The organism is Streptomyces sp. NBC_01450, assembly GCF_036227505.1.
Classification (GTDB): domain Bacteria; phylum Actinomycetota; class Actinomycetes; order Streptomycetales; family Streptomycetaceae; genus Streptomyces.
In genome coordinates this window covers 10,681,715-10,704,698 of sequence record NZ_CP109480.1, presented here as the reverse complement: position 1 = coordinate 10,704,698, position 22,984 = coordinate 10,681,715, and the positions used below count along the sequence as shown (strand labels likewise).

At 70.6% G+C, this 22,984-nt stretch carries 19 protein-coding genes and 2 pseudogenes; 12 read left to right on the top strand and 9 right to left on the bottom strand.

Features of this window, described 5'->3' with window-relative positions; translation table 11 throughout:
* Window positions 1–18: 18 nt before the first annotated feature.
* Both OG568_RS47780 and OG568_RS61670 read left to right on the top strand, forming a co-directional pair.
* Window positions 19–339 (top strand): annotated as a pseudogene (locus tag OG568_RS47780) (DUF6192 family protein); the annotation flags it as partial.
* 75 nt (window positions 340–414) lie between these two features.
* Window positions 415–918: a transposase gene (locus OG568_RS61670; RefSeq protein ID WP_443077837.1), complete on the top strand. Its 504-nt coding sequence runs from the start codon at window positions 415–417 to the stop codon at window positions 916–918.
* A gap of 65 nt (window positions 919–983) precedes the next feature.
* On the opposite strand, the gene OG568_RS47770 is transcribed toward OG568_RS61670, so the two are convergent.
* The 5 genes from OG568_RS47770 to OG568_RS47750 all read right to left on the bottom strand — a co-directional run bounded on the left by OG568_RS47770 (window position 984) and on the right by OG568_RS47750 (window position 4,953).
* Window positions 984–1,250: a hypothetical protein gene (locus OG568_RS47770; protein WP_266419555.1), complete on the bottom strand. Its 267-nt coding sequence runs from the start codon at window positions 1,248–1,250 to the stop codon at window positions 984–986.
* A gap of 628 nt (window positions 1,251–1,878) precedes the next feature.
* Window positions 1,879–2,028 (bottom strand): hypothetical protein, encoded by a 150-nt coding sequence (locus OG568_RS47765; protein WP_329536173.1) that lies wholly within the window; start codon window positions 2,026–2,028, stop codon window positions 1,879–1,881.
* A 268-nt stretch (window positions 2,029–2,296) separates the two neighbouring features.
* Window positions 2,297–2,704 carry an ester cyclase gene (locus OG568_RS47760; RefSeq protein WP_329536172.1) on the bottom strand — a complete coding sequence of 136 codons (408 nt, stop codon included), beginning with the start codon at window positions 2,702–2,704 and terminating at the stop codon, window positions 2,297–2,299.
* Window positions 2,705–3,631: 927 nt separating this feature from the next.
* Entirely contained in the window at window positions 3,632–4,051 is a 420-nt protein-coding gene (locus OG568_RS47755) for a DUF6896 domain-containing protein (RefSeq protein ID WP_443077836.1), read from the bottom strand.
* Between the two features lie 257 nt (window positions 4,052–4,308).
* Entirely contained in the window at window positions 4,309–4,953 is a 645-nt protein-coding gene (locus tag OG568_RS47750; protein ID WP_329536170.1) for a class I SAM-dependent DNA methyltransferase, read from the bottom strand.
* A 397-nt stretch (window positions 4,954–5,350) separates the two neighbouring features.
* Between OG568_RS47750 and OG568_RS47745 the strand changes: the two genes are divergently transcribed.
* Together OG568_RS47745 and OG568_RS47740 are read left to right on the top strand one after the other, a co-directional pair.
* Window positions 5,351–8,260 carry a helix-turn-helix transcriptional regulator gene (locus OG568_RS47745; RefSeq protein ID WP_329536169.1) on the top strand — a complete coding sequence of 970 codons (2,910 nt, stop codon included), beginning with the start codon at window positions 5,351–5,353 and terminating at the stop codon, window positions 8,258–8,260.
* A 121-nt stretch (window positions 8,261–8,381) separates the two neighbouring features.
* A complete protein-coding gene (locus OG568_RS47740) occupies window positions 8,382–10,010 on the top strand; it encodes a S53 family peptidase (protein WP_329536168.1) in 1,629 nt (542 codons plus the stop codon).
* A gap of 167 nt (window positions 10,011–10,177) precedes the next feature.
* Here OG568_RS47740 and OG568_RS47735 read toward each other — a convergent pair whose 3' ends face one another.
* Entirely contained in the window at window positions 10,178–11,092 is a 915-nt protein-coding gene (locus OG568_RS47735) for a sulfurtransferase (protein WP_329536167.1), read from the bottom strand.
* Window positions 11,093–11,541: 449 nt separating this feature from the next.
* Between OG568_RS47735 and OG568_RS47730 the strand changes: the two genes are divergently transcribed.
* The 8 genes from OG568_RS47730 to OG568_RS47695 all read left to right on the top strand — a co-directional run bounded on the left by OG568_RS47730 (window position 11,542) and on the right by OG568_RS47695 (window position 18,918).
* Window positions 11,542–12,474: an ABC transporter substrate-binding protein gene (locus OG568_RS47730; RefSeq protein WP_329536166.1), complete on the top strand. Its 933-nt coding sequence runs from the start codon at window positions 11,542–11,544 to the stop codon at window positions 12,472–12,474.
* Between the two features lie 128 nt (window positions 12,475–12,602).
* Window positions 12,603–13,640, top strand: a complete 1,038-nt coding sequence (locus OG568_RS47725) for an ABC transporter substrate-binding protein (RefSeq protein WP_329536165.1) — start codon at window positions 12,603–12,605, stop codon at window positions 13,638–13,640.
* Entirely contained in the window at window positions 13,637–14,410 is a 774-nt protein-coding gene (locus OG568_RS47720) for an ABC transporter permease (RefSeq protein WP_329536164.1), read from the top strand. The genes OG568_RS47725 and OG568_RS47720 overlap by 4 nt, the downstream gene beginning before the upstream one ends.
* Entirely contained in the window at window positions 14,407–15,174 is a 768-nt protein-coding gene (locus OG568_RS47715) for an ABC transporter ATP-binding protein (RefSeq protein WP_329536163.1), read from the top strand. Before OG568_RS47720 ends, OG568_RS47715 begins: the two co-directional genes overlap by 4 nt.
* Window positions 15,174–16,265, top strand: coding sequence for a phosphotransferase enzyme family protein (locus OG568_RS47710; RefSeq protein WP_329536162.1), 1,092 nt, complete (start codon window positions 15,174–15,176; stop codon window positions 16,263–16,265). Before OG568_RS47715 ends, OG568_RS47710 begins: the two co-directional genes overlap by 1 nt.
* A 241-nt stretch (window positions 16,266–16,506) precedes the next feature.
* Window positions 16,507–17,217 carry an AMP-binding protein gene (locus tag OG568_RS47705; protein WP_329536161.1) on the top strand — a complete coding sequence of 237 codons (711 nt, stop codon included), beginning with the start codon at window positions 16,507–16,509 and terminating at the stop codon, window positions 17,215–17,217.
* A complete protein-coding gene (locus OG568_RS47700; RefSeq protein ID WP_329536648.1) occupies window positions 17,130–18,065 on the top strand; it encodes a class I adenylate-forming enzyme family protein in 936 nt (311 codons plus the stop codon). The genes OG568_RS47705 and OG568_RS47700 overlap by 88 nt, the downstream gene beginning before the upstream one ends.
* Window positions 18,052–18,918 (top strand): DMT family transporter, encoded by an 867-nt coding sequence (locus tag OG568_RS47695; protein ID WP_329536160.1) that lies wholly within the window; start codon window positions 18,052–18,054, stop codon window positions 18,916–18,918. Before OG568_RS47700 ends, OG568_RS47695 begins: the two co-directional genes overlap by 14 nt.
* Before the next feature lie 160 nt (window positions 18,919–19,078).
* Here the strand turns inward: OG568_RS47695 and OG568_RS47690 are convergent, their stop codons facing one another.
* The 3 genes and pseudogenes from OG568_RS47690 to OG568_RS47680 form a co-directional block, all read right to left on the bottom strand.
* Window positions 19,079–20,479 carry an NtaA/DmoA family FMN-dependent monooxygenase gene (locus tag OG568_RS47690; RefSeq protein ID WP_329536159.1) on the bottom strand — a complete coding sequence of 467 codons (1,401 nt, stop codon included), beginning with the start codon at window positions 20,477–20,479 and terminating at the stop codon, window positions 19,079–19,081.
* The gene (locus tag OG568_RS47685) at window positions 20,476–21,591 is read right to left on the bottom strand and encodes an LLM class flavin-dependent oxidoreductase (RefSeq protein ID WP_329536158.1); all 1,116 of its coding nucleotides are present in this window, start codon (window positions 21,589–21,591) and stop codon (window positions 20,476–20,478) included. Before OG568_RS47685 ends, OG568_RS47690 begins: the two co-directional genes overlap by 4 nt.
* Window positions 21,592–21,871: 280 nt before the next feature.
* Window positions 21,872–22,728 (bottom strand): annotated as a pseudogene (locus tag OG568_RS47680) (molybdopterin-dependent oxidoreductase).
* Window positions 22,729–22,984: the final 256 nt, after the last annotated feature.

Here is a 22,984-nt window from a genome sequence, read left to right as displayed (position 1 = left end):
AGTTACTCCGGGAAGAGAGTCGACTCTCCGGAGAGTGTCCAGGCGAAGGTGGAGGCGATCCACGATCTGGCCGCAGACGACGCGGTCGCGGCGGTGGTGACCATCGACTTCCTGCGTCGGGCTGCGGACGCATCGAAAGCCATGGCCGATGACATCGCCCGGCACGCCGTTAATGAAGCGCAGTTCAACCGGTTCCGCCAGCAGGCCGGGATCGACAACGCCGTCACCCGCGGCGAGGTCGACCTCGACGAGCAGCTGGAGAAGCTACTGAAGGGCTCGGGTGAGGAGGTATTGGGGGCGATCGAGTCCACCCTTCAGCTCCTGGCCAACCTGAAGTGAACCGGAGATCGAGAGGCAACGGGCCTAGACCGCCCCGCAGTCGGCCTCACCCACCGGTCGCGGCCCGGCACCGTCATGCTGCTGCCCCGCTACCAACACCCCTCCGACACCAGCGACCTCGCATGGGCCATGCTCAAGGCCCTCCTCCCGACTCCGCCCGGCCAGCCCCCCAAGGGCGGTGCCTCGGAGAAATGGCTCCGGCGCCGCGTCGTCGACGCCATCCTCCACATCACCGACAACGGGACGAAATGGCGTGCGCCGCCCGCCGACTTCGGCATCCCGTGGCGCACTGCGTTCGGCTACTTCGCCCGCTGGGCAAAGGCCGACGCACTCAAGCGGATCCTTGACCAGCTCCGCCGACGGCTGCGGCTGCGGCTGCGGCTGCGGCTACGCCGACGGTGCTGCCCTCAGCTGCCTCGACCGCAGCGTGGGCGATCTCGGCACAGCACCTCTGACCTTGCGGTTCTTCAATCAGGTCGTGATCCGTCGGACGCCCGCCCGGCGGATGGCTGCAGGCGTCTGATAGCCGGTCAGCAGCAGGACTGGCCCTTTGTTCGTCAGGGTCAGCGTGCGTTCTAGAGCGGGAAGATTTCCAGGAGCTGAGCCCGCAGGCGGAGCTGAAAGGGCGAGTGCGAATTCGCCGATTACTGCGGGGCCCGGCGGCACGCCTCGATCGCGACGGCCCCCGGCACGTCGGCCCGGGTCAGATCGCCGACGCAACCGCTCTGGTCGCCCACCAGGCCGACGTAACAACCCATCCGGACGGCGTCCGTGACGTCGGTGCCCTGGTCCTGGACATGGTCCTGGCAGGCCGAGAGGTCCGCGTGGGCCGCTGGAGCGGCGATGACGGTGCCGCCCAGGGCGAGGGCCAGGCCGGCGAGAACACTGGGAATACAAGCCGAACGATGCATGAGGATGGACCTGCTCTCCGGGTCGGGTCACGCGATCGTGGATGCGCCGGACCGCGTGCGGGGGCGGCGGCGGGCGAACCCTCCGAGAGACGGAATCCCCTGGGGATCGAGCACCACGGGGTGGGGCCGGCGGCGTACCGTGCCTGTCATGCGGGCGGTGTCTGCTTCCTCACCGGCCCGATCGGCTCGGTATCGGCCACCCTCGCTCATACGACGCTAGAACATCCCATGGGCGCCCGCACTCCCGGAAAGACGGATCGCGGAGCCCGTTGACCGGCGACGGCGCAATTCCCCAGGGGCTGTGGCCGGGCAAATCCCCAGAAACAGGCTTGGTCAGCGGGCGATCGACCAGGCCGCGTCAGCGGGCGGGAAGCCGTGTCGAGAATGTGGCTGATGATCCGCAGCGCCTCGGGCAGGGGGCGGTGTCCTCGTCGGGATACCCGTCGTGCTGTCCGTTCGCCAAGGCGAAGCCGATGCTTCAGCCGCTGGCTCCGGGGCCGTTCATGCCCCGGACCGGTGTGTCGCGCAGCAGACCGGGCAGGGCGGCTGACAGGACGGACCATACGGTGGCATGTGCGCCTGTAACGGCCACGGTGCGTAGTGCGTCGTGCGCGCGGTTGGGCTCCAGTCACTTGGCACGTATCAGTAGCTCGATCTGCGTTCCGAGCGGGCGGCTGTCCAGGTGGCCCCGTACGGCGAGCACCAGCAGGGCGTCCATCGTCGCCTCGGGATCGATACTCATGTCGTTCGCCAGCGCGAGGTGGACCGCGTATTCCACGGGTCTCCGGACTTCGCAACGTCCGGCAGGGATCGGGGCCTTTCCCTGCCGGACGCGCGGGGCTCCAAGTAGTCGCGTTCCAACATTTCCTCACGGTGGTACGGCAGTTATGCCACCCAGAACGGCGCGGCGGGCTCCCCGAGGGAGGTCTTCCTCATCCGGCACGGCCCGAACAGGGCCGCCACGGCCTGCGGGAGCGTCGAACTGTGACGCCCACCCGGGAATCACAGTCCTGAGTCCTGATTCACCTACGGGTGACGTGCGGTGATCAACTGAGACCGAGCTGACGCAACATGCCGAGCTCATCGCTGCTACCCCAGCGCTCGACCATTTTCCCGTCGGCGAACCGGCTGATCTGCATCCCTCGGTAACTCACCGTTTTTCCCGTCGCACTGTGCCCCATCAGTTCACCGAGATGTGTGCCCGTGATGGTGTATGCGAACGCGACCTCGTCGTCGGTGGCCATGACGTGCTCGACCTCGATGTGCAGATCGGGGAAGGCCCGCCTCATTGAGGCGAACATCTCCTCATAGCCTTCGGGTCCAGGAACCTGTCCTGGGGCCGGGTCGTGGTCGACAGAGTCGGGCGCCACGTATTCCTCGAGATCGCCGAGGTGGTCACTGTTCACCGCTGATCCGAAGCCCTCCAAGACGGCGACGTTGCTGCTGCGCGACATGACGCGCTCCTTGACGTTGCAGCCCTGGGCGACTGCACAACAATGATGTGCAGTCGCCCCTTCCTCCCATCCACGATAGGTCTGGCGGCCTGAGGTGGCCTGCTGGAACGGGAAGCGAAGAACCTCCCGAGTATCCGCCGGTAGACAAGCCGATTGCGACCACCCCGCCGCGAACCCTGTTCTGTTGCGCACGGGCCATCTGGGGTCCGGACAGAAGACGGTCAGGTCGCCGTGTCGTCCGCAGGGCCGCGGGACCGAGGCCTGGCTACGTGAGGATTTACGCGGTTACACCGATGCGCTGCGGCGCGCGACAAGCCAGGGTCGAGTGTGTTCCTCGCTTTCGAGTGGGCGTGTCCGCGGGGCCCCTGCGGCGCGTGAAGGGTGAGTGGGCGGTCAGGCCGGTGTTCGCACATCGCTGGTACGACGACGCCGTCCGGCTGGGTCCGGCAGGACGGCGTCACGTCACTCCCGAACATCCCTTGCACCCGCATCCGGTCCGAGACGTCAGCCGGTCGGCAGTGCGTCGGCAGTGCGGTCTTCCCCATGCCCCTCTGCTGATGGAGGATCCCATGCATGACTCAACAGCGATCCGATGGGGCGCCGTCGGCTGACGCGGCCAACGCGTACCTGGAGGCGCTCCGAGAGCGGCTCGCGGCCGACGGATGTGGGATGACCGCAACCACCTGGCCCGACTACCGGGGTCGCCCGGCTGCCACTGCCCGGCGTCTACCCAGCCGTCAAACGACCTCGCGGATCTGGACGGTGGTGACGGAAGCGTCGTCGGCACCAGATTCCGTGCGGACCACGTCCAGTACCGTCGTCCACGACGTCCGACCGGTCTCCAGCGCGGCCGCGATCGGGTAGGTCCAACCAGCGAAGGATCAGTCGAAGGCCGCTCTCACGTCAGCTGAATTACGCAAACACCGATCAAGTGGGACTTGCGCTCGACGTCGGGCCTTCGAAGGCGTCTCGACGAGACCCTGACGCAGTGAACCAACCCGGCCTGACCTCGGTCAGCAGGTCCGTCAGTTCCTCGACCGCTGAGCGCAGGTCCTCCGCCGAGGGGTCAACAGGCGTCGGCAGACTCCGGCCGAAGCGGCGAAGGCGCCAGAAGTCGAAGATCTCCGTTCCATCCGCAGCGAAGTCCACGTCGATGTCGATCCCGTTCGGGCTTGCCAGTCGACACCCCGCACCGTGCACCGCATAGGAGTAGCCACCGACCTCACCACGGCGGCTGATCTCGCCCGAGCGGGCAAGCACGAGCAGGTCCGCCAGCCGGTCCAGCGACGGCATGGACTCCCGAGCCGCAGCCCTGGCAGCGCCGAGAGCACCGACGAAACCGAGCACCAAGTCCCGTGCTGCCGGTACCTGGTGTCGTGACGCACCCTCGCTCCCGGACTCCCGCAACGCACCCTCGCTCCCGGACTCCCGCAACGCACCCTCCGGGCCACTATCAGATGATCCAGGTCGGGATTCTTCCACGGGCCCAGCTCACCGTGCCAGAGAGATCTCCTCGCAGCGACCGACCACGAGAAGCCTCCCTCAGAGGGCAGAGCCGGCGCGGACAACCGGAGCAGCTTCAAAGGCCCTCCAGCACCAGGAAGTCAGGACTGGCGGCGTGCGAAGAGAATCGCCCCCGGAGTCTTCTCATCCGGGTCGAGCAGCAGTTGGGCTTCGATCTCGAATCCGGCGTCGCGCAGCCAGGTGGCCACCTGGTTCGGTTTGCGGCGGTGGACATGGACCTTCATCGGGTGGCCGCCATAGCCCTCTGTCTTCAATCGCGACTGGTCACCGACGTGAAAGCCCAGCTGCAGCGGTCCGCCCGGACGCAGTACTCGGTGGAAGTGCCCCAACACAGTGGGCACCTCGTGGTCGGGGATGTGGATCAACGACCACCACGCGAGCAGGCCGGCCACCGAAACGGCGGGGAGGTCCAAGTCCGTCATCGAGCCCACCTCGAATCGCAGGCCGGGATGGTCACGCCGGGCCACGTCGATCATCCCAGGGGAGAGGTCGATGCCGAAGGCGTCGACACCGAGCCCGTGCAGGTGGGCGGTGACCTTCCCGGGACCGCAGCCGACGTCCGCCACCGGCCCACCACCCGCGGCCCGCACCTTGTCGGCGAACAGTGCCAGCGCCCCTCGCAGGTACGGCCGTTCGGCCAAGGCGTTGCGCATTTGGTCGGCATAGCTGACCGCGACCGTGTCATATGAGGTTCGGGTGTCTGCCAGCCAGTCGTCCGTGTTCATGACCGGCACAGTAGTCCGTGATCATGATCTCGTGGACGGTCGATGCGCGGATCGATCACCGATCGCACGGAGCAGTCCGATCCTCACTGCCAAGTCACCGGGCCCGTCACACCACCCTGTCGAACGTTGTCCGCCCCCACGTGAAGAACGAGAGAGGGCGGCAGCGACAACGAGGGGCATGGCACCCGCAGGGACCTGGCGTACAGGCGGCGTGACAAAGGTCATTGACAAGCGGAATCCGCGAAGGTTGTCATGAGCACATGCTGCGAACCCTTGGGACCTGTTGCAATCACCGAGTCGACGGCTCCGCCCTCGGCGCCGGTCGTAGCCTGTCACTGGGCGCAGCATGCACGAAGACCGCGGGGGCCGGCTCCAGGGCAAAGGGTGGGCGGCTGCCATGGGAGTACGGTCATTGACCGGGCGCCGCGAGCTGCTCGACACCGCCCAGGCCGCGTTGACGGGCTGTCCCGGAGTGCTGTTCCACGGTCCCGCGGGGATCGGCAAGTCCGTGCTCGTGACCGCCCTCATGGCGTCCTTGGCCACGCATGGCCGGTCGGCCGGCACGGTGTTGCACTGCTCGCCCGCGGAGGAGGACGCCCGGCTCCCGTTCGTCGGCCTCATCGACCTGTTCGCGCGGGTGCCGGAGGGCTGTCTGAAGGCCCTGGCGCCCGAGCCCCGGGCGGCGCTGCGGGCGGTACTGCTGCGCGGCCGGGAACCGGCCGGCGACCAGAGCCGTCTCGCGGTGCGCGTCGCCGTCCTCGAAGTGCTGCGAACCCTGGCCGCCGCCGGCCCCGTTCTGCTGCTCATCGACGACCTCCAGTGGTTCGACGAGCCGAGCGCCGAGGTGCTCGCCTTCGCCGTACGCCGAGTCGAGGGCCTCGACATACGAATGGTGGCCGCCGAGCGGGTGGCCGACGGCGAGCAGCCCGAACGCCTGCGCTGCTGCCCGCCGGGCACCGTCGAACTTCCCGTGCCGCCGCTGGCGGACGGCGAGGTGGCACACCTGTTGCGTACCGGCATCGGTGCCGACCTGGCGCCGGCGGTGCTGCGCGCGATCCAGGACGCCGCTGCCGGGAACCCGTGGTACGCACTGGAGTTGGGGCGGGCGGCCACACGCGACGGAGCGCCCGTCGGCTTCGGCCGGACGCTGTCCGTACCTCGAAGGCTGCGTGCCCTGCTGCTGGCGCAGGTGCGTACGCTGCCGGAAACAGCGCGGCGCACCCTCCTCGTCACGAGCGCCGCCGCCCGTCCCACCCTCACTCTGCTGCGTGCCGCCGGGCTTCATGACCCCGCCGCGGACCTCGCGGAGGCCGAACGACTCGGTGTCGCGACGGCCGACGCCGACGGAATCGTACGTTTCCGGCATCCGCTGATCCGGGCCGCTGTCTACGCCGATGCTCCGGAGTACAGCCGTCGGCAGGCGCACGCCCTGCTGGCTCATGCGGTCACCGAGCCCGCGGAGCAGGCCCGTCACCTCGCTCTCGCCCATCCGCACGAGGACGAGACCACCGCCCGTGCGCTGATGTCCGCGGCCGAGTCGGCCCGCCGCGACGGCGCACCCGACGCCGCCTTTGAACTGGCCGGGCTCGCTGTCCGACGCACTCCCGGCGACCGCCCCGCGGATCGCGCCGACCGGCTGCTGACCGCGGCCGACTACGCGTGCGACGCCGGACGACTGGACGAGGCGGGGCAGGCGGCCGAGACCGTCCTCGCCGAGTCGGGCTCCGCACGGCAGCGGGTGCGGGCCCGGCTGATCCTGCTACGCAACGCCGGGCAGGCGCTGGAGGGCGCCCGAGACCTGATCGAGGAGGGCCTCCGAGACGCGGACGGCGACCCGGAGGCCGAGGCATGGCTGCACCACTGGGCGGCGGTACGCGGCCTGCTGTGCGGGGAGTTGGAGGAGGCGGCCCGGCATGCCCGGCGCGCTGCCCGGCAGGCGGCCCGGGCGGGCGACACCGACACCCGGATCGGGGCGCTCGCCACCCTCGCCCGGGTGCGGTCCCTGGCGGGGGAACCGGTCGCCGCCGACGCCGCGCTGGAGGAGGCGCTCACACTGGTCGGCGGCGCCGACGCCGGCCCGGAGAGCTGGGGACTGATCCGGATGCGGGCGATCCTCGCCCTGGACTCCGACATGGTGACCGAGGCACGGGCCCAGGTCGCCGGACTCCTCGCGGAAATAGGCGAGTTCGCCGGGGTCGAGGAGGTCATGGCGACCTTGGTGTCGCTGACCCGTATTCAGGTGCGCTCCGGGGACTGCCGGGAGGCGCTGCGCACCGCGGCCCGATGCTCGCGTGCCATGGCCGAGACCGGCGTACAGGCGGCTCCGGCGCTGTATGCGGCGGCGCTCGCGGCGACCGCGGGCGGCACCGCCGACGAGGCCCGGCACCTCGCAGAGCAGGCGGTACGAACCTCGGAGGCGGACGGCGACCGGCTGTTCCTGCTGCGTGCGTTGGCGGTGCTCGGGCAGGCCGAGTTGCTCGTCGGCGACCCACGCGGGGCGGCGGCCGCGGTCGAGGCGCTGCAGCGCGTCAGGGAACTCGGCGAGGCCATGTCCGCCGCCGACCCGCCCTTGCTGCACTGGTACAGCGACTTGGCCGAAGCCCTGGTCATCCTGGGCGAGACGGACGCGGCAGGGGCCGTGATCCGCGAGACCCGCACGCGTGTGTCCGGCGCTACGCCCGGGAGCGTACTGGCAGCTCTGGAGCGGGCGGAGGGGCTGCGTGAGGCGGGGCTCGGCCGGGCGAAGGAGGGGGCGGTACGGCTGCGTGCCGCCGTGGACCGACTGCGTCGGCTTCCGTTGCCCGTGGAGCTGGTGCGTACGCTGATCGCGCTCGGCGCGGTCGAGCGCCGCTCTCGCCGCAGGAACGCGGCGCGCATGGTCCTCGGCGAGGCACTGGAGACCGCGACGCGGATCGGCGCCGCTCCGCTGGCGGCGCGGGCCAGGGACGAGCTGGCGCGGCTCGAAGCCGGTGAGCGGAGCGCGGAGACAGGTGCGGGCGGACCCGAACTCACCCCCACGGAAGCCAGGATCGCCGGACTGGTCGGCGGCGGAGCCACCAACCGGGAAGTCGCCGCGGAGCTGTTCATCAGCGTCAAGACGGTGGAAGGTGCCCTGTCGCGCGTCTACCGCAAGGTCGGGGTCCGCTCGCGCACCGCGCTCGCCCATGCGATGGCGGTCGCCGTCATCGCATCCGGGGCCGCCGTGGATACCGTCGACGACGACCAAGTGAGGCCCCCGGCCCAGGCGGTGACGACGAGTCAGCCCGATCGGGTCCGGATTCCCCGTGCGCTCGACACACGCCGTTGACGTGACATCCGCAGTTAACACGTGACGCAAGGGTTCCCCCGCTTATGCGGGTGGGGCTGATGTTCCTACGGTGAAGCCGTTCCGCTTCCGGGACACCACCCCCACTCTCCGGAGGACCTCAGTGAAGTCACGCCTGAAGCTGCTCGGTCTGGTCGCCGCGCCGGCCCTGCTCGTCGCCGCCGTCCCCACCGCCTACGCCGCCGGCACCGCCCAGCCGCACTCAACCCGTGCGGCCATCACCGGAGATGTCCTCAAGGGCCTGAACCAGGACGCGACCCACACCGGCAGTGTCGCCGCCGGGAAGCGGATATCGGTGGCGATCAGCCTGACCCCCAGAAACGACAAGGCGCTCGACACCTTCGTCGCCAAGGTCAGCAACCCGCGGTCGAGCTCGTACGGCCACTACCTGACGAAGCATCAGTTCGCGGCCCGCTTCGGTCGGACCGATGCCGAGATCAAGCAGCTCAAGGACTACCTGCACGCACAGGGGCTCACCGTCGGCACCGTCCACTCGGGGAACCTGCTGGTCGACGCCAGCGGCACCGCCGCCCAGTTGCAGAAGGCCTTCGGTACCAAGCTGTCGACCTGGAAGGACGCCAAGTCGGGCCGCTCGTTCTACGCCAACGACACCGCGCCGACCTTGCCGACCGCCATCGCCTCCCTCGTCAGCGACGTGGCCGGCCTCAACAACCGCGCTCAGCTGCACCACCAGACACCCTCCACCGTGACCCCTCACAACGGTCCGGGCGGTGGCTACACCCCGGCCCAGCTCAAGGGCGGCTACAACGTCTCCGGTACGTACACCGGCAGCGGCCAGAAGATCGCGCTGATCGAGTTCGACGGCTTCCAGCAGTCCAACATCACCGCCTACGACAACTACTACAGCCTGGGCTCGCCCACCCCGACCGTGCAGAAGGTGGACGGCGGCTCCGGCTCGCTCGGTGACGGCCAGGTCGAGGTCGAGCTGGACATCGAGGTCCTGCACGCGATCGCCCCCAAGGCGAACGTCACCGTCTTCGAGGGCCCCAACTCCGACGCCGGCGAGGTCGACACCTACCAGGCCATCGTCGACAGCGGTATCCCGACCACCTCGATCAGCTGGGGCGCCGCCGAGAGCCAGCGCACGACCTCCAACATCAACGCCGTGGACGCCGTCTTCAAGGCGGGCGCCGCCGAGGGCCTCGGCTTCTACGCGGCCTCCGGCGACGACGGGTCCGACGACGCGGGCGACGGCACCACCTCCGTCGACTACCCGGCCAGCGACCCGTACGTCACCGGCGTCGGCGGCACCAAGCTGACCGTCACCTCGGCCAACGCCTGGAGCAAGGAAGTGGCCTGGTCCGGGGGCGGCGGCGGCAAGTCCTCCGTCTTCAAGATCCCCAGCTGGCAGACCGCGGTGCAGAAGAGCGCCGGCGGCGGCTACCGCCAGGTGCCGGACGTCTCGGCGCACGCCAACCCCAGCCCCGGCGTCTCGATCTACTCGCAGGGCTCGTGGTCCTCGGTCGGCGGCACCAGCGCCGCCGCGCCCGAGTGGGCGGCGTTCGGCGCGCTGTACAACCAGCAGGCAGCGGCGGCCGGCAAGGCCAACCTCGGCTTCGCCAACCCCACCCTCTACACGGCGAACGGCACCGGCTTCCACGACGTCACCAGCGGCAGCAACGGCGCCTACTCCGCCGCCACCGGCTGGGACTTCACCAGTGGATGGGGCTCGTACAACGCCGCGACCCTGGCGAGCAAGCTGCTCGGCTGACCCTCAGCGGCTGAAGTCGAACGAAGGGGACGCGGGCCGGGATCACTCCCGGCCCGCGTTGCGGTGCTGTTCCCGTCCACGCGTCCCGAACGCGGAGCGCTGACGCGACCACCCCGCCCACCGAGGCAGGACCGACACCGTGCCTGACGTGGCGTGAGCCCCGGGACTCAGGTGCCCGTCACGAGCGGCCGGGACGGATCCTGGGACCATTCCTCCAGCGAACCGTCGTACAGGGTGATGTCCTGACGGCCCAGCAGGGTGAGGGCGAGCGCGGCGCCGGCGGCGGAGATGCCGCCGCCGCAGTAGAGGATCACCGGCGACTCCTCGTCCTTGAGGACCGTACCGACCCGCTCGGCGAGTTCGGCGGCGGGCAGGAACCGGCCCGTGCCGTCGAGGAGGCCGCGCCCCGGCAGGCTGAGACTGCCGGGGATGTGGCCGCGTCGGCTGTAACGGGTCGGGGCGGAACCGTCGAAGCCACCGGGCGGCAGCGCACACACCAGCGTGCCGGGACGCTCACCCCGGCTGACGGCCCGCACCGTCTCGATGCCGGTCCACATGCCGGAACGGGGTACGGGGGTGAGGGGACCCGTGACCGGTGTGGCACTCGTCTCGCCGCCACCCGTCTCGCCGCCACCCGTCTCGTCGCCGCGGGCGATCGGGTGTCCACCCGCCTCCCATGCCTGCCATCCACCGTCCAGTACCGCCGCCGGTACGGAGATCGACCGCAGCATCCACCACAGCCGGGCCGCCCAGATGCCACCGCCGCTGTCATAGGCGACGACTTCCGAACCGTCGCGGACACCGAGCCGCTGGAGGGCGACGGCCAGCGCCTCCGGTGCCGGGACCGCGAAGTGGTACCGCGCCCCCTGGTCCGACAGTTCGCCCGTGAGATCCGCGTGGCGCGAGCCGGGGATGTGGCGTTCGGCCCATTCGGCGCGACCGCTGCGGGACCGGTGATCGCCGTCGTGGCGGGGTGACGGCAGCAGCGCTGTGGCATCGAGGACGATCAGCCCGGGGTCGCCGAGGCGGGCCGCGAGCCACGCGTCGTCGACCAGCGGTCCGGGGAGCAAGGGGTCGGTCATGGCGGGGATGCTAACCCGGCGGCGCCCGCCGGGGGCGTGTCTGATCTGCGATATCTCGGTGACTGGGCAAGGTCGTCCCACATACTGGAACTCACTTGCACGGCATCGGCTGCCCGGGGTTATGGTTTCGGCCATCTACGCGGGAGCCCCTACCCGGTTGGGCTGAGAGGGCGTCTGGGAGCGGTGCCGGCATCTGCAGGCCCGGTCCCCATGGGAACGCCGACCGCATCACTTGAGCCATAGTGCCCGCGTAGGAGTACCGCATGTCTTCAGCAGTCGAGCAGCAGTGTCCCCCGGCGTTCGCCGCGGCGGCCCGCTCCTGTTGTTGACCCGCCCGGTCTCCCTGTTCTCCTTCCTTTTCTCACCAGGCAGCCAGGCCACGGGCCGCACTCCCAAGTGCCGCCCGCCTTGCGCCTTCTGCCTTCTCCCTTCCACGGAGCCGTCTGCCCATGTCGCACGTCCGAGTCATGCTCGATTACTTCCACCCCTGGCCGAATTCCGCCGGTTTGTACGTCGCCAGGGAACAGGGTTGGTACCGCGAAGCGGGCCTGGACGTGGAACTCACCGTCCAGGATCCGGGACGTGGCGACACCCTGGAGTACCTGGCCCGGGGCGAGGTGGACTTCGGGCTCTTCCCGCCCAACCGGCTGCTCGCCCGCCGCGCCGGCCCCGGTCGGCCGCTGCTCGCCGTGGCGGCCGTCAACCACCGCGCCCTGGAGGCGATCCAGACCGCCCGCCCCACCGGCATCACCCGCCCCCGCGACCTGGCCGGACGCCGTCTCGCCTACAACCCCACCCCGCGTGGACGCGCCATGGTCCGACACCTCGTCGCGGCCGACGGCGGCGACCCGGACACCGTGATCACCATCGACGCGGGCTATCGCGAGCTGACCGTGGACGACATAGCGGCCGGTGAGGCGGACGCCACCTTCGGCTCCTACTGGTCCTGGGACGCCTTGCGCGGCGACCTGCCCGAAGAGCAGCGTCTGACCTGGCCGGTCGACGAGATCGGCGCCCCCCGCTACCACAGCTACCTCCTCGGCACGAGCGAGACCCTCGCCGACGCCCGCCCCGACCTGATACGCGCCTTCCTGGCCGCCACCGCCCGTGGCTACGCCTCCGCGGCGGCCGACCAGGCCGGCGCCCGCGCCGTGCTGGAACGCGTGATCCCCTACTTCTCGCGCCCCCTGATCGCCCGTTCCCTGAGCCTGGTCGCCCCGACCTGGACCGACGCCGACGGGAACTGGGGTGTCATCGACGAGACCCGCATGGGCCCCTACGCCGACTGGCTCGCGCGGCACAAGGCCGTCCCGCACGCCCGCGACTGGCGGTCGTCGTACACGAACGACCTGTTGGCCACCGCCGCGGCGGGCGCCGAATGACCTGCCAGGCAAGGGAACTGACGAGACGCGTGGCCATCGACCTCATGCGGGCCGACAGCGCGCTGTGTCGGGCGTGAAGAGCACTCTCCCACGCCCCCAGCACCGCCGCGCCCATCCGAGGAAACCCCATGAGATCCCGTACGACCGCCCTGCTCTCCGTGGCCACCGCCGCAGCCCTCGCCACGACGGGCTGTGCCGCGCAGGACTCCACGTCCGCCGCGGCGAAGAACGGCACCACCCAGGTCACCCTCGCCCTGGACTGGACGCCCAACACCAACCACACCGGCATCTACGTCGCCCAGCAGAAAGGCTGGTTCAAAGACGCGGGAATCGACCTGAGGATCGTGCCGTACGGCTCGACCGCGCCCGAGACCCTGATCGCCGGCCACAAAGCGGACTTCGGGATCTCGTACCAGGAGGGCGTCACCACCGCGCGCGCCGCGGGCCAGGACATCACCTCCGTGTACGCCGTCACCCAGAAGACGAACGTCACGGTCTCCGTGCGTGCCGGCCGCGACGACATCGCCTCCCCCAAGGACCTCGACGGCAAGACGTACGCGGGCTTCGGCGCCCCTTACGAAAAGGCTCTGCTCCAGAAGGTCATCCAGGAGGACGGCGGCAAGGGCACGTTCAAGCAGATCACGCTCAACACCTCCGCGTACGCGGCCCTTTACGCGGGCAAGGCGGACTTCGCGATGCCCATGCCCACCTGGGAGGGCCTGGAGGCGAAACTCACGGGCAAGCCTCTCAAGGACTTCCAGCTCTCCAACTACGGCTTCCCGGCCATCTATTCGACCCTCATCGCGTCCTCCGGGCAGTACCTGAAGCAGAACCCCGAGGTCGCCAAGAAGTTCCTTGCCGTGGTCGACAAGGGGTACGAGTACGCCGCCGACCACCCCGACCAGGCCGCCGATCTCCTCATCGCGGCCAACAAGAGCACGCTCACCAACACGGAACTGGTCAAGAAGAGCGAGACGTTGCTCGCCAAGGAGTACTACCGCGCCGCCGACGGCACGATCGGCACCCAGACGGCGAAGCGCTGGCAGGACTTCGCCGACTTCGAGTTCGAGTCCGGCCTGCTGGTGGACGAGAACGGCAAGAAGCTCACCAAGGCGCCGGACGCCTCGGCGTTCTTCACCGACGCCTACCTCCCGGACACCAAGTGAGGACGGCCCTGCGCGCGGTCTGGCCACCGCTGCTCCTCCTCGCCGTGCTCGTGACCGGCTGGCAGGTGTACGTGACCGCCGCCGGCGTCGACCCGACGGTGCTGCCCAGCCCCGGCCGCGTCCTGTCCCAAGGGTGGGCGAACCGTGGCGACCTGTGGGACCAGACGCTGCCCACCCTCCAGGAGACCCTGCTCGGTTTCGCGCTGTCCTTCGCCGCGGCCTGGCTCGTGGCCGTGGTGCTGGACTTCTCGGCGGCGGCCCGCCGGGGCCTGTACCCGCTCCTGGTGGCCTCCCAGACCATCCCGATCGTGGCCGTCGCACCGCTGCTGATCATCTGGTTCGGCTTCGGTCTGCTGCCGAAGATGCTGGTGGTGACCCTGACGACGTTCTTCCCGCTCACGGCGAACCTGGCGGCGGGCTTCGCGGCCACCGACCGCGACGCGATGCGGCTGCTGCGTTCGCTGGGCACGGGCCGGGTGCGCGCCTTCCGGCTGGTCCGGGTGCCGAGCGCACTGCCCCACTTCTTCACGGGGCTGCGGGTGAGCATCACGTACGCCGTGGTGGGCGCGGTCTTCGCGGAGTACGCGGGCGCCGAGAAGGGACTCGGGATCTATATGCAGGCGCAGAAGAGCGCGTTCCGCACGGACCTGGTGTTCGCGGCGGTCGCGGTGACCGCCGCGCTGAGCATCGCCTTGTTCGGGGCGACCTATCTGTTGCAGCGGCTCGTCCTGCCGTGGGAGCGGGCGCTGGTGAAGGAGGGCCGGTCATGAGTCTTGAAGTGCGGGGCGCGGGAAAGGTGTTCGGGTCGCTCGCGGTGCTGCGCGACCTGGACCTCACCGTGGAGCCGGGTGAGTTCGCGGCCGTCATCGGTCCGAGCGGCAGTGGCAAGAGCACACTGTTCAATCTGATCTCCGGTCTGGACAGGCCCACTTCGGGCGAGATCCTGGTCGAGGGTGCTCCCGCGTCCGTGGCCTCGGGCAAGGTCGCCTACATGCCCCAGAAGGATCTGCTGTTCCCCTGGCGTACGGTGCTCGACAACACGGCGCTGGGACTGGAGGCCCAGGGAGTACGGAAGAAGGAGGCGCGGCGCAGGGCCGGCGAACTCTTCGACGCCTTTGGCCTCGACGGCTTCCAGTCCGCGTATCCCTTCCAGCTCAGCGGCGGTATGCGGCAGCGGGCGGCCCTGCTGCGCACGGTCGTTCTGGAGCGGCCGGTGCTGCTGCTCGACGAGCCGTTCGGCGCGCTGGACTCGCTCACCCGCACCGAGATGCAGCTGTGGCTGGCCGACATTTGGCAGCGCTACCGCTGGACCGTCGTACTGGTCACGCACGACATTCGTGAGGCCGTCCTGCTCGCCGACACGGTGCATGTCCTTTCGCCTCGTCCGGCCACGGTCGTCGAGCGCATCGAGGTGCCGCGTTCCGGCCCGCGTGGTCTCGACGCCCTCACCGAGCCGGAGTTCGCTGCGACCGAGCGCCGGCTGCTGGACTCCCTCAGTGGCCGGGCGAGCCAGGTGAACGGGGTGACGGCCTGATGAGCGGGCTCCTCGCCCACGGCATGGGTACGGAACCGGTGGCCCCCGACTGGCCGCCACTCACCGAGGCGGAGGTCGAGGCCGTCGTCGGTCCCGTGCGTGTACTTTGGCGCAGCCCACGCCCGCTGTCGGCCGCCGCCCTGGTCGAGCGGGGCGGGCGACGGCTCTTCGTGAAACGGCACCACAGCGACGTACGCACCTTGGAAGGTCTGGCCGAGGAGCACGCCTTCCTGCGGTATCTACGGGACCGGGGTGCGCCGGTCGTGGAGGTACTGGGGGCCCAGGCGCGCGGGGAGTGGGTGTACGAGGTCCATACGGCCGGAACGGGGACGGATCTCTACCGGGACGCGCTGTCGTGGTCGCCGTTCGCGTCCGTGGCCCATGCCCGGGCCGCCGGTGCCGCACTGGCCCAACTCCACCTGGCGTCAGAGGGGTTCGGTGCCTCGAGGCGACGCCCGCAGCCCCTCGTCTCCTCTTTCGGCATCTTCGCGGCGGTGGACCCCGAGGCCGCGCTGGAGGCGTATGCCGCCGAGCGACCGGCACTGGTCGCGGCGTTGGCGGGCCGTCCCTGGCGGGAGGACCTGCGCACGGTTCATCTTCCCTTTCACCGGCGTCTGCTGCCCCACCTCGGCCGCCTCGCACCGCTGTGGACGCACAACGACTGGCACGCCTCGAACCTCCTGTGGGACGCGGCGACCGGCACGGTGTCGACCGTCCTCGACTTCGGCCTCAGCGACCGCACGACCGCCGTCCACGACCTCGCGACCGCCATCGAGCGCAACACCGTCCAGTGGCTCGACCCGTCCCGTCCTGTCCGCCCGGACGACGTGGACGCGCTCCTCGACGGGTACACCTCGGTACGCCCGCTGAGCCCCGCCGAGTCGGCTGCCCTGCCCGAGCTGCTGCCGCTCGTGCACGCGGAGTTCGCCCTGTCCGAGCTGGGCTACTTCCACGGCGTCACCGGATCGCGGGCCAACGCCGATCTGGCGTACCGGTATCTGGTGGACCACACTCGTTGGTTCACCACCGACGACGGGCTCCGGCTCCTCGATCGAGTACGGCTGCGGACGCGTCTCTCCTCGGCGTATTGAGCACGAGCTCCGTGGTCGAATCGAGCCGTCCGGGTCGTGTCCGTGGTGAGCGAGGGACAGCCAACCGGCCCCTCTCTCTCGCCCCGCCGGCGGAGAACCGGCTGCCGGTGGCCATCGAGGCCGGGCAGAACACGCCCCGTGAGCGGGGCGGGGTCTGAACGTCGCCGCCATCCGACATCGCGTACTTCAACGTCGCGGTGTGCCGGCCCGACCTGTTCGTGGAGATAGAGGGAGTGTGCAGGTGACGGACGTCCTCACGGACATACCGGCCGCTCCCGCCGGGGTCGCCCCGGGCGACGGCAACCTGTCCGTACGACTGGAACACCTCGCGCGGCACAAAGGCCGGCTCGACCGCACCGCGTACCTCCAGGGAACGCACCGCTGTTCCTACGGCGAGGTGTACGAGCGGGTACGCCGGACCGCAGGGGCCCTGCGGCGACTGGGTGTTGGGCGCGGGGAGCTGGTGTTGCTGGCTCTTCCGGACAGCGTCGCCTTCGTGGTGACGTTTCTGGCTGTCCTGCGGATCGGCGCGGTGGCCGTGCCGGTGAACACGTTCTTCCACGCCGATGAACTGCGTTCCAGCGAGGAGATCGCCGAGGCCTCACTGGTCGTCGCCGACGCGTCACTCCAAAAGGAGTTCCGCGGTCGCAGCGTGACGCAGAGGGAACTGACGGAGAGCTACGACCAGGCAGCCGACGGCGACGCTGGTGGCGCCCCGGAGCCGCTGACGTCCGACGCTCCCGCCTTCGCCGTGTTCACGTCCGGCACCACGGGGGCACCTCGCCTCTGCTTCCACGACCACGGTGACGCCCTCCACTTCGACCGGGCGATCGGCGGTGTCCTCTCGCTCCGCCAGGGCGAGGTCTGCTATTCCGTGTCGCGGATGTACTTCGCCTACGGGCTGGGCAACTCGGTCCTGCTCCGCTGCAACGCGGCGCCGTCGTCGTACTGACGCCGCAGCGGGCGGACGAGACGAGCGTCCCGCAAATCCTGCACCACCACGGGGTGAGTGTCTTCTACGGGCAGCCCAGTTTCTACACCAGGCTGCTCGCCCGCCCCGAAGCCGTCGGCCTGCTGGGCCGACTACGTCTGGCGCTCGTCGCCGGCGAGACACTGCCCCGCCCCCTGGAGGACAGGCTGCGCCACATCCTCGGACCACGTCTGCTGAACATCTGCGGCACCAGCGAGATCGGTCACGCCGTCCTGGCCAACGGCCCGGACGAGACCCGCCCGTACAGCCTGGGCCGCGTCCTTCCTCCGTACCGGGTGCGGGTGGTCGACGTCGCCGGCGAGCCCGTACCGGACGGCGAGGTCGGTCAACTGCAGGTCGCCGGCCCCACCATCGGCCCTGGTGTGAAGCGGGGCAGCCTGCCACCGCACCGGCTCGGCCCCGACGAGTGGTTCACGACCGGTGACGCCGCACGCGTGGACGACAAGGGTCTGGTGTGGCTGCTCGGGCGCGTGGACGACATCGAGATCGTCGCCGGAGCCAATGTCCATCCCACGGAGGTGGAGGACCTGATCACCGGTATCGCCGGGGTACGTGAGGCCGCTGTGTGCTCGGTGCGGCGGGCTGACGGCGTGACGAGCCTGCGTGCCTACGTCGTCGCCCAGCCCGGAGTGGACCGGCTCGCCACGCTGGCGGCCACGATCCGCTCCGCCACCGGGGCGAAGCTCACCTCGTACAAGGTCCCCGAGGACGTCGAGTTCATCGACGCACTGCCCCGCAACAGCACAGGAAGGATTCTCCGCCGCGTCCTGCGCGGAGCCAACAGGGAGTTGCCCGATGGCACAGCATGAGACGTCCCCTGTCGCCGCGAAGACCCCGGCCACCGCTTTGGCCGCCGCACTGCTCACCATGGTGTTGTGGGCCTCGGCGTTCGTGGCGATCCGGCACATCGCGATCCGACGCGAAGGGCTACCGCCGCGCGCCGCATGGCCCGGCATCGCCGGCATGGGCGTCTTCTGGTTCGGGCTGTACATGGTGGCACTGAACTGGGGCGGGCGGCACACGGACGCGGGGACGGCGGCCCTCCTCGTCGGCGCTGGTCCGCTCCTGGTGGCGCTGCTCGCCGGATTCCTGCTGCACGAGGGCTTCCCGCGTCCCCTGCTCGTCGGCCTCGCGGTGGCCTTCGTGGGTGCGGCGCTGGCGGGGGCTTCCAGCGGCGGGGGTGACACGGCTGTGACCGGGGTGCTGCTCTGCCTGGCAGCGGCGGCGGGTCACGCCGTCGGCGTCATCTTCCAGAAGCCCGCGCTCTCCCACGCGTCGCCGTTGCAGGTCACCGCCTACGCCAGCACGATCGGTGCCATCGCCTGCCTGCCCTTCGCGGGACAGCTCGTCACGGATCTGGGCGATGCGTCGGCCGGGAGCTGGGCGGGCGTGGTGTACCTGGGACTGCTTCCGACGGCGCTGGCCTTCTGGACCTGGTCGTACGCTCTGGCGCACATGCCCGCGGGTCGCCTGGGAGCAGTGACCTACATCGTGCCCGCCATCACCGTGCTGCTGGCCTGGCCCACACTGGGAGAGTTCCCGTCGAGTCTGGCGCTCGCCGGGGGCTCGCTGTGCCTTCTCGATGTAGGCGTCTCGCGCCGTACCCCGCGGACCGCACCCGGACCGACCGCATCACCGGCCCCGGCGGCCGCTCCAGAGTGAAGTCGTCAGGTGGCTCCTTGCCGTGCTCCTTCGCGGCAACGGCCGGGTGATTCCCAGCGAGGAGACCTGCGCACCGGCCTGGGCGCCGCGAGGACGTACTCGCGGCGTCCCAAGTGCCCGGTCCTGACGGGGTGGACCGTCGTTTCGGAGGAGGAGCGGGTCAGCCGGCCTGTCGCCGGTCGGTCGTGGAGCGGTGGGTGAGGGGTTCCCGCAGGTCCAGATGCTCGCGCAGCGTCGTACCCGTGTAGTCGGTGCGGTAGACACCGCGTTCCTGCAGTGCGGGGACGAGCAGGTCGACGATGTCGTCGAGGCCGTCGGGGATCAGGTACGGCGTGACGTTGAAGCCGTCGACGGCGCCGTGCCGGACGAAGTGGGCGAACTTGTCCGCCAGTCCCGCCGGAGTGCCGACGTGGCCACGCTGGGGACCGAGCGCGATGACGGTCTCGCGCAGCGACCACCGGTTCGCCTCGGCCTTCTCCCGCCACTCGGCGACCACTTGGCGGGAGTCGGCGATCCGCCGTGCGCCGAAGGAACCGTCGTTCTCCGCGACGACCGGGTCCTCCTTGGGCAGCGGCCCGTCTGCGTCGCGGTCGGAGAGGTCCAGGCCCCACAGGAGCCCGACGATGCCCAACGCGGTTGCCGGAGTGACCTGTTGGAGGCGGATCCAGCGCTTCTTCTCCAAGGCCTCCTCCTCCGTGGCCCCGATGATGAGCTCCGTGCCCGGAAGGATGCGCAGGTCGTCGTCGGGCCGGCCGACGGCCCGCAGGCGACGGCGGAGGTCGTCGGCGAAGGCGAGCGCGTCCTCGAAGTCGTTGCCGTGCGCGGAGAAGATGACGTCGGCGTTGCGGGCGGCGAAGTCCCGGCCCTCGCCGGAGTCCCCGGCCTGGAAGATCACCGGGTGGCCCTGAGCGCTGCGCGGCAGGGCGGGCGCGAGGTCGACGTCGAACTGCGGCCCCCGGTGGCGGACTTGGCGTACTGCGCCGGGGGCCGCCCAGGCCGGGGCACCAGGAGAGCCGGAGACGGCTCCGTTCTCCCAGCTGTCCCAGATCTCGCGGGCGACGGTGAGGAACTCCTCGGCGCGCCGATAGCGGTCGGCGTGGTCAAGGTAGCCGCCACGGCGGAAGTTGGCGCCGGTCCAGGCGTTGTCGGTCGTCACCACGTTCCAGCCGGCGCGGCCCTCGGAGAGCACGTCGAGACCGGACAGCCGGCGGGCGAGGTCGGCAGGTTCGTTGAAGGTGGTGTTGGAGGTGCTCACCAGACCGATCCGGTCGGTGACGGCGGCCAGTGCGGCAAGTTGGGTGATGGCGTCCGGCCGCCCGGCGACGTCGAGGTCGTGGATCTGTCCGTCGACCTCGCGCAGCCGCAGCCCCTCCCCCAGGAAGAACGCGTCGAACAGGCCCCGTTCGGCGGTCTGCGCGACGCGCCGGAAGTTGGCGGGGTCGATCTGGGAGCCGCTGGCCGGGTCGGACCAGATGGTCCAGTGGTTGACGCCCTGGAAGAAGACGCCGAAGTGGAGCTGGGCGTCCGGGCGGGGGACGTCGAGGGGGTCGGTGCGGGTCATCGGGTCTCCTCAAGCGCGTCGAACGCCGCACCGGCGGCGTGGCGGTTGGCGGGCCGCTCGAGGCCCAGGTGGGTGCGCAGAGATGTGCCGGGCAGCGGGCGGACGGCGTGGCGCCGCTCGAAGAGGTGGGGCAGGACGAGCCGGGACAGCTCCGGAAGGTCTTCGTCCAGCACCAGCGGGTGCAGGCGTACGCCGTTCACCACGCCCCTCAACTCCCCCAGGAGCGCGGCGAGTCCGGCGGCGGAGCCGATGTGGCGCAGCCGTCCCCGGTCGCTCCAGGGCGCATGCCGCTCGAGATCGGCGACGCGCTCGTCGGCCGTGGCATCCGCGGTGTCGAGGGCGAACTCGATCTCGGCGAAGGTACGCGGCGTTCCGGCGGCCGCCGCGGCCGCGGCCGAGGTGACCGCGGCGATGTCGCGGCTCTCGACGAGGGCGACGTCGAGTTGCTCGGCGGGCACGAGGTCCGGTCGGCCGAGCACGACGAGTTGGCCCTGCGGCGGACGGGGCACGATCGCCGGGCCCTTCACGGCGTAGGTGTCGCCGGTGAAGTCGACGTAGTGGAGCCGGTCGCGGTCGAGGTAGCGGCTGGTGGCCACGGAGCGGATGACCGCGTCGTCCTCCCAGGAGTCCCACAGGGCGCGGACGACCTCGACGCCGTCACGGGACTCGCGTGCGCGGGCGGCGGCGCCGTCGACGAGGGGGCGGCCCCAGACGGGGGCCGCCTCAGGACGTGTCTCCTCACTCACCACCCACCCGGCGCGCCCGACCGAGATGTGGTCCAGGGACGCCAACTGGCTGGAGACATGGAAGGGTTCGGCGTAGGTGAGCGGGACGACCGGCGCGATGCCGATGACGCTCGTCGACGCGGCGATGAAGGCGGCCCGCTCCACCGCGCCGATGCGGCCGACCACGTCGGGCGTGGCGCCGGGCGGGAGTGCGCCGTCCTCCAGGGTGAGCAGGGTGAACCCGGCGTTCTCCGCGGCGGCGGCGATGCGGGCCACCCGGCGCGGGGTCAGCAGGTGATCGGGCGAGTGGGCGGCGCGGCGCCAGGCCGCGGGGTGGGCGCCGTCGCCGTCGATTTCGAGGGCGAGCCGCAGGGCGGGGCCGGACATGGGGTTCCTTCCGAGGGCACGACAAGACGGCCGGCCCGACGGGCCGACGTGGGTCAGGGGCGTGCGGAAGGACAGACTGCGGAGGCGGTGCGGCAGTAGTCGACGTGCCGCCGGATGACCAGGCGCGTGCCCGTGCCGGCACCGTGCGGTGCGGCGCCACGTACGCGCATCGGGGCCTCCACCCATCCGGAAGTGATCGCCTCAACCTACGTCGTCGGCCCCTTAAGGTGTCAAGGACATTAGATGTACGCGCATCGAGCAGCGCCAGGCCTGCTTTCCGTCACACCACGCTCACCGGAAGTCGCACCACCGCGTCGAACAGATAGCACTGTGTGTTGGCCACGGCGATGTCCGGCTGAGTACGGCCGGCGTGTCCGTGGCGCGGGCCAGCAGGTGGGTGGCGCCGGGTGCGTAGGGCTGCCAGCCGAGGGACCAGCGGGTCCAGGTCCCGGCGCGGGGCCGGTCGTGCAGGCGGGCGGGCCGCCAGTTCGCCCCTCCGTCGGTACTGACGTCGACCCGGGCGACGGCGCCCGCACCCGACCACGACCGTCCGTGCAGTACGTGTCTTTGGCCCGCCGTGAAGGTGGCCCCGCTCGCGAGCTCGAAGGCGCTCTTCGTGGCCTGCCGGGTGAGCGGCGCACTGCCGCCCTGCGGGTAGGAGCGGCCGTTTCCGGCGCACTCGACGAAGGCGGTATGGGTGACGGCCGGCAGAGCGCGCAGGTCGTCGTACCCGAACTCCACCGACCGGTCCTCGCCGGGGGTGCCACGCAGCCCGCTCCCCCACAGCCGCAGCCGCCAGTCATCGGCTTCCAGGACCGGCGTGGCGGTGTGGTTGCGCACGAAGAACCGCTCGTTGGGGGTGTGGTGGCCGGTTCCGCGCAGCGCCTCCCAGCGGGTCTCGGCGTTGGTGCCGCGCTCGATGAACCACTCGGGCGGCAGGGGCTTGACGACTCCGTCGGCGGCGCGGGCGGGCCGCGTGGTGCCGAGTGCGGTCCCGGCGGCGGTGGCGGCGAGCAGGGTGAGCAGCCGACGGCGGGTGACCCCGTCGGCCCTGGCCTCACCGGCGAGCCACTGGCGCAGTCTGCGGCGGTCGTAGTCGGTTTCGTGGTGGTGACCGGGGGAGGTGGGTGAAGGCATGGCGGGTCCTCGTCATGAGGGGGTGAAGAGCGCGAGAGGGGTCGGCGTGGGCCAGGGCACGGACATCCGTGGGTGGGGCCGGTGCGTGCGTAACTGGCTTGTCCAGCCGGACTGTTGACGGGGATGTGCGGAAGCGCGTGGTCAGCCGGTCGTCCGACACAGCGCGGCGGCCACGCGGACGAGGTCCACGGCGCGGCGGCGAGTCAGAGGCTCTGGCGACGGCAAGGCGGGATGCAAGCACGTGGGGCGGAAGGTG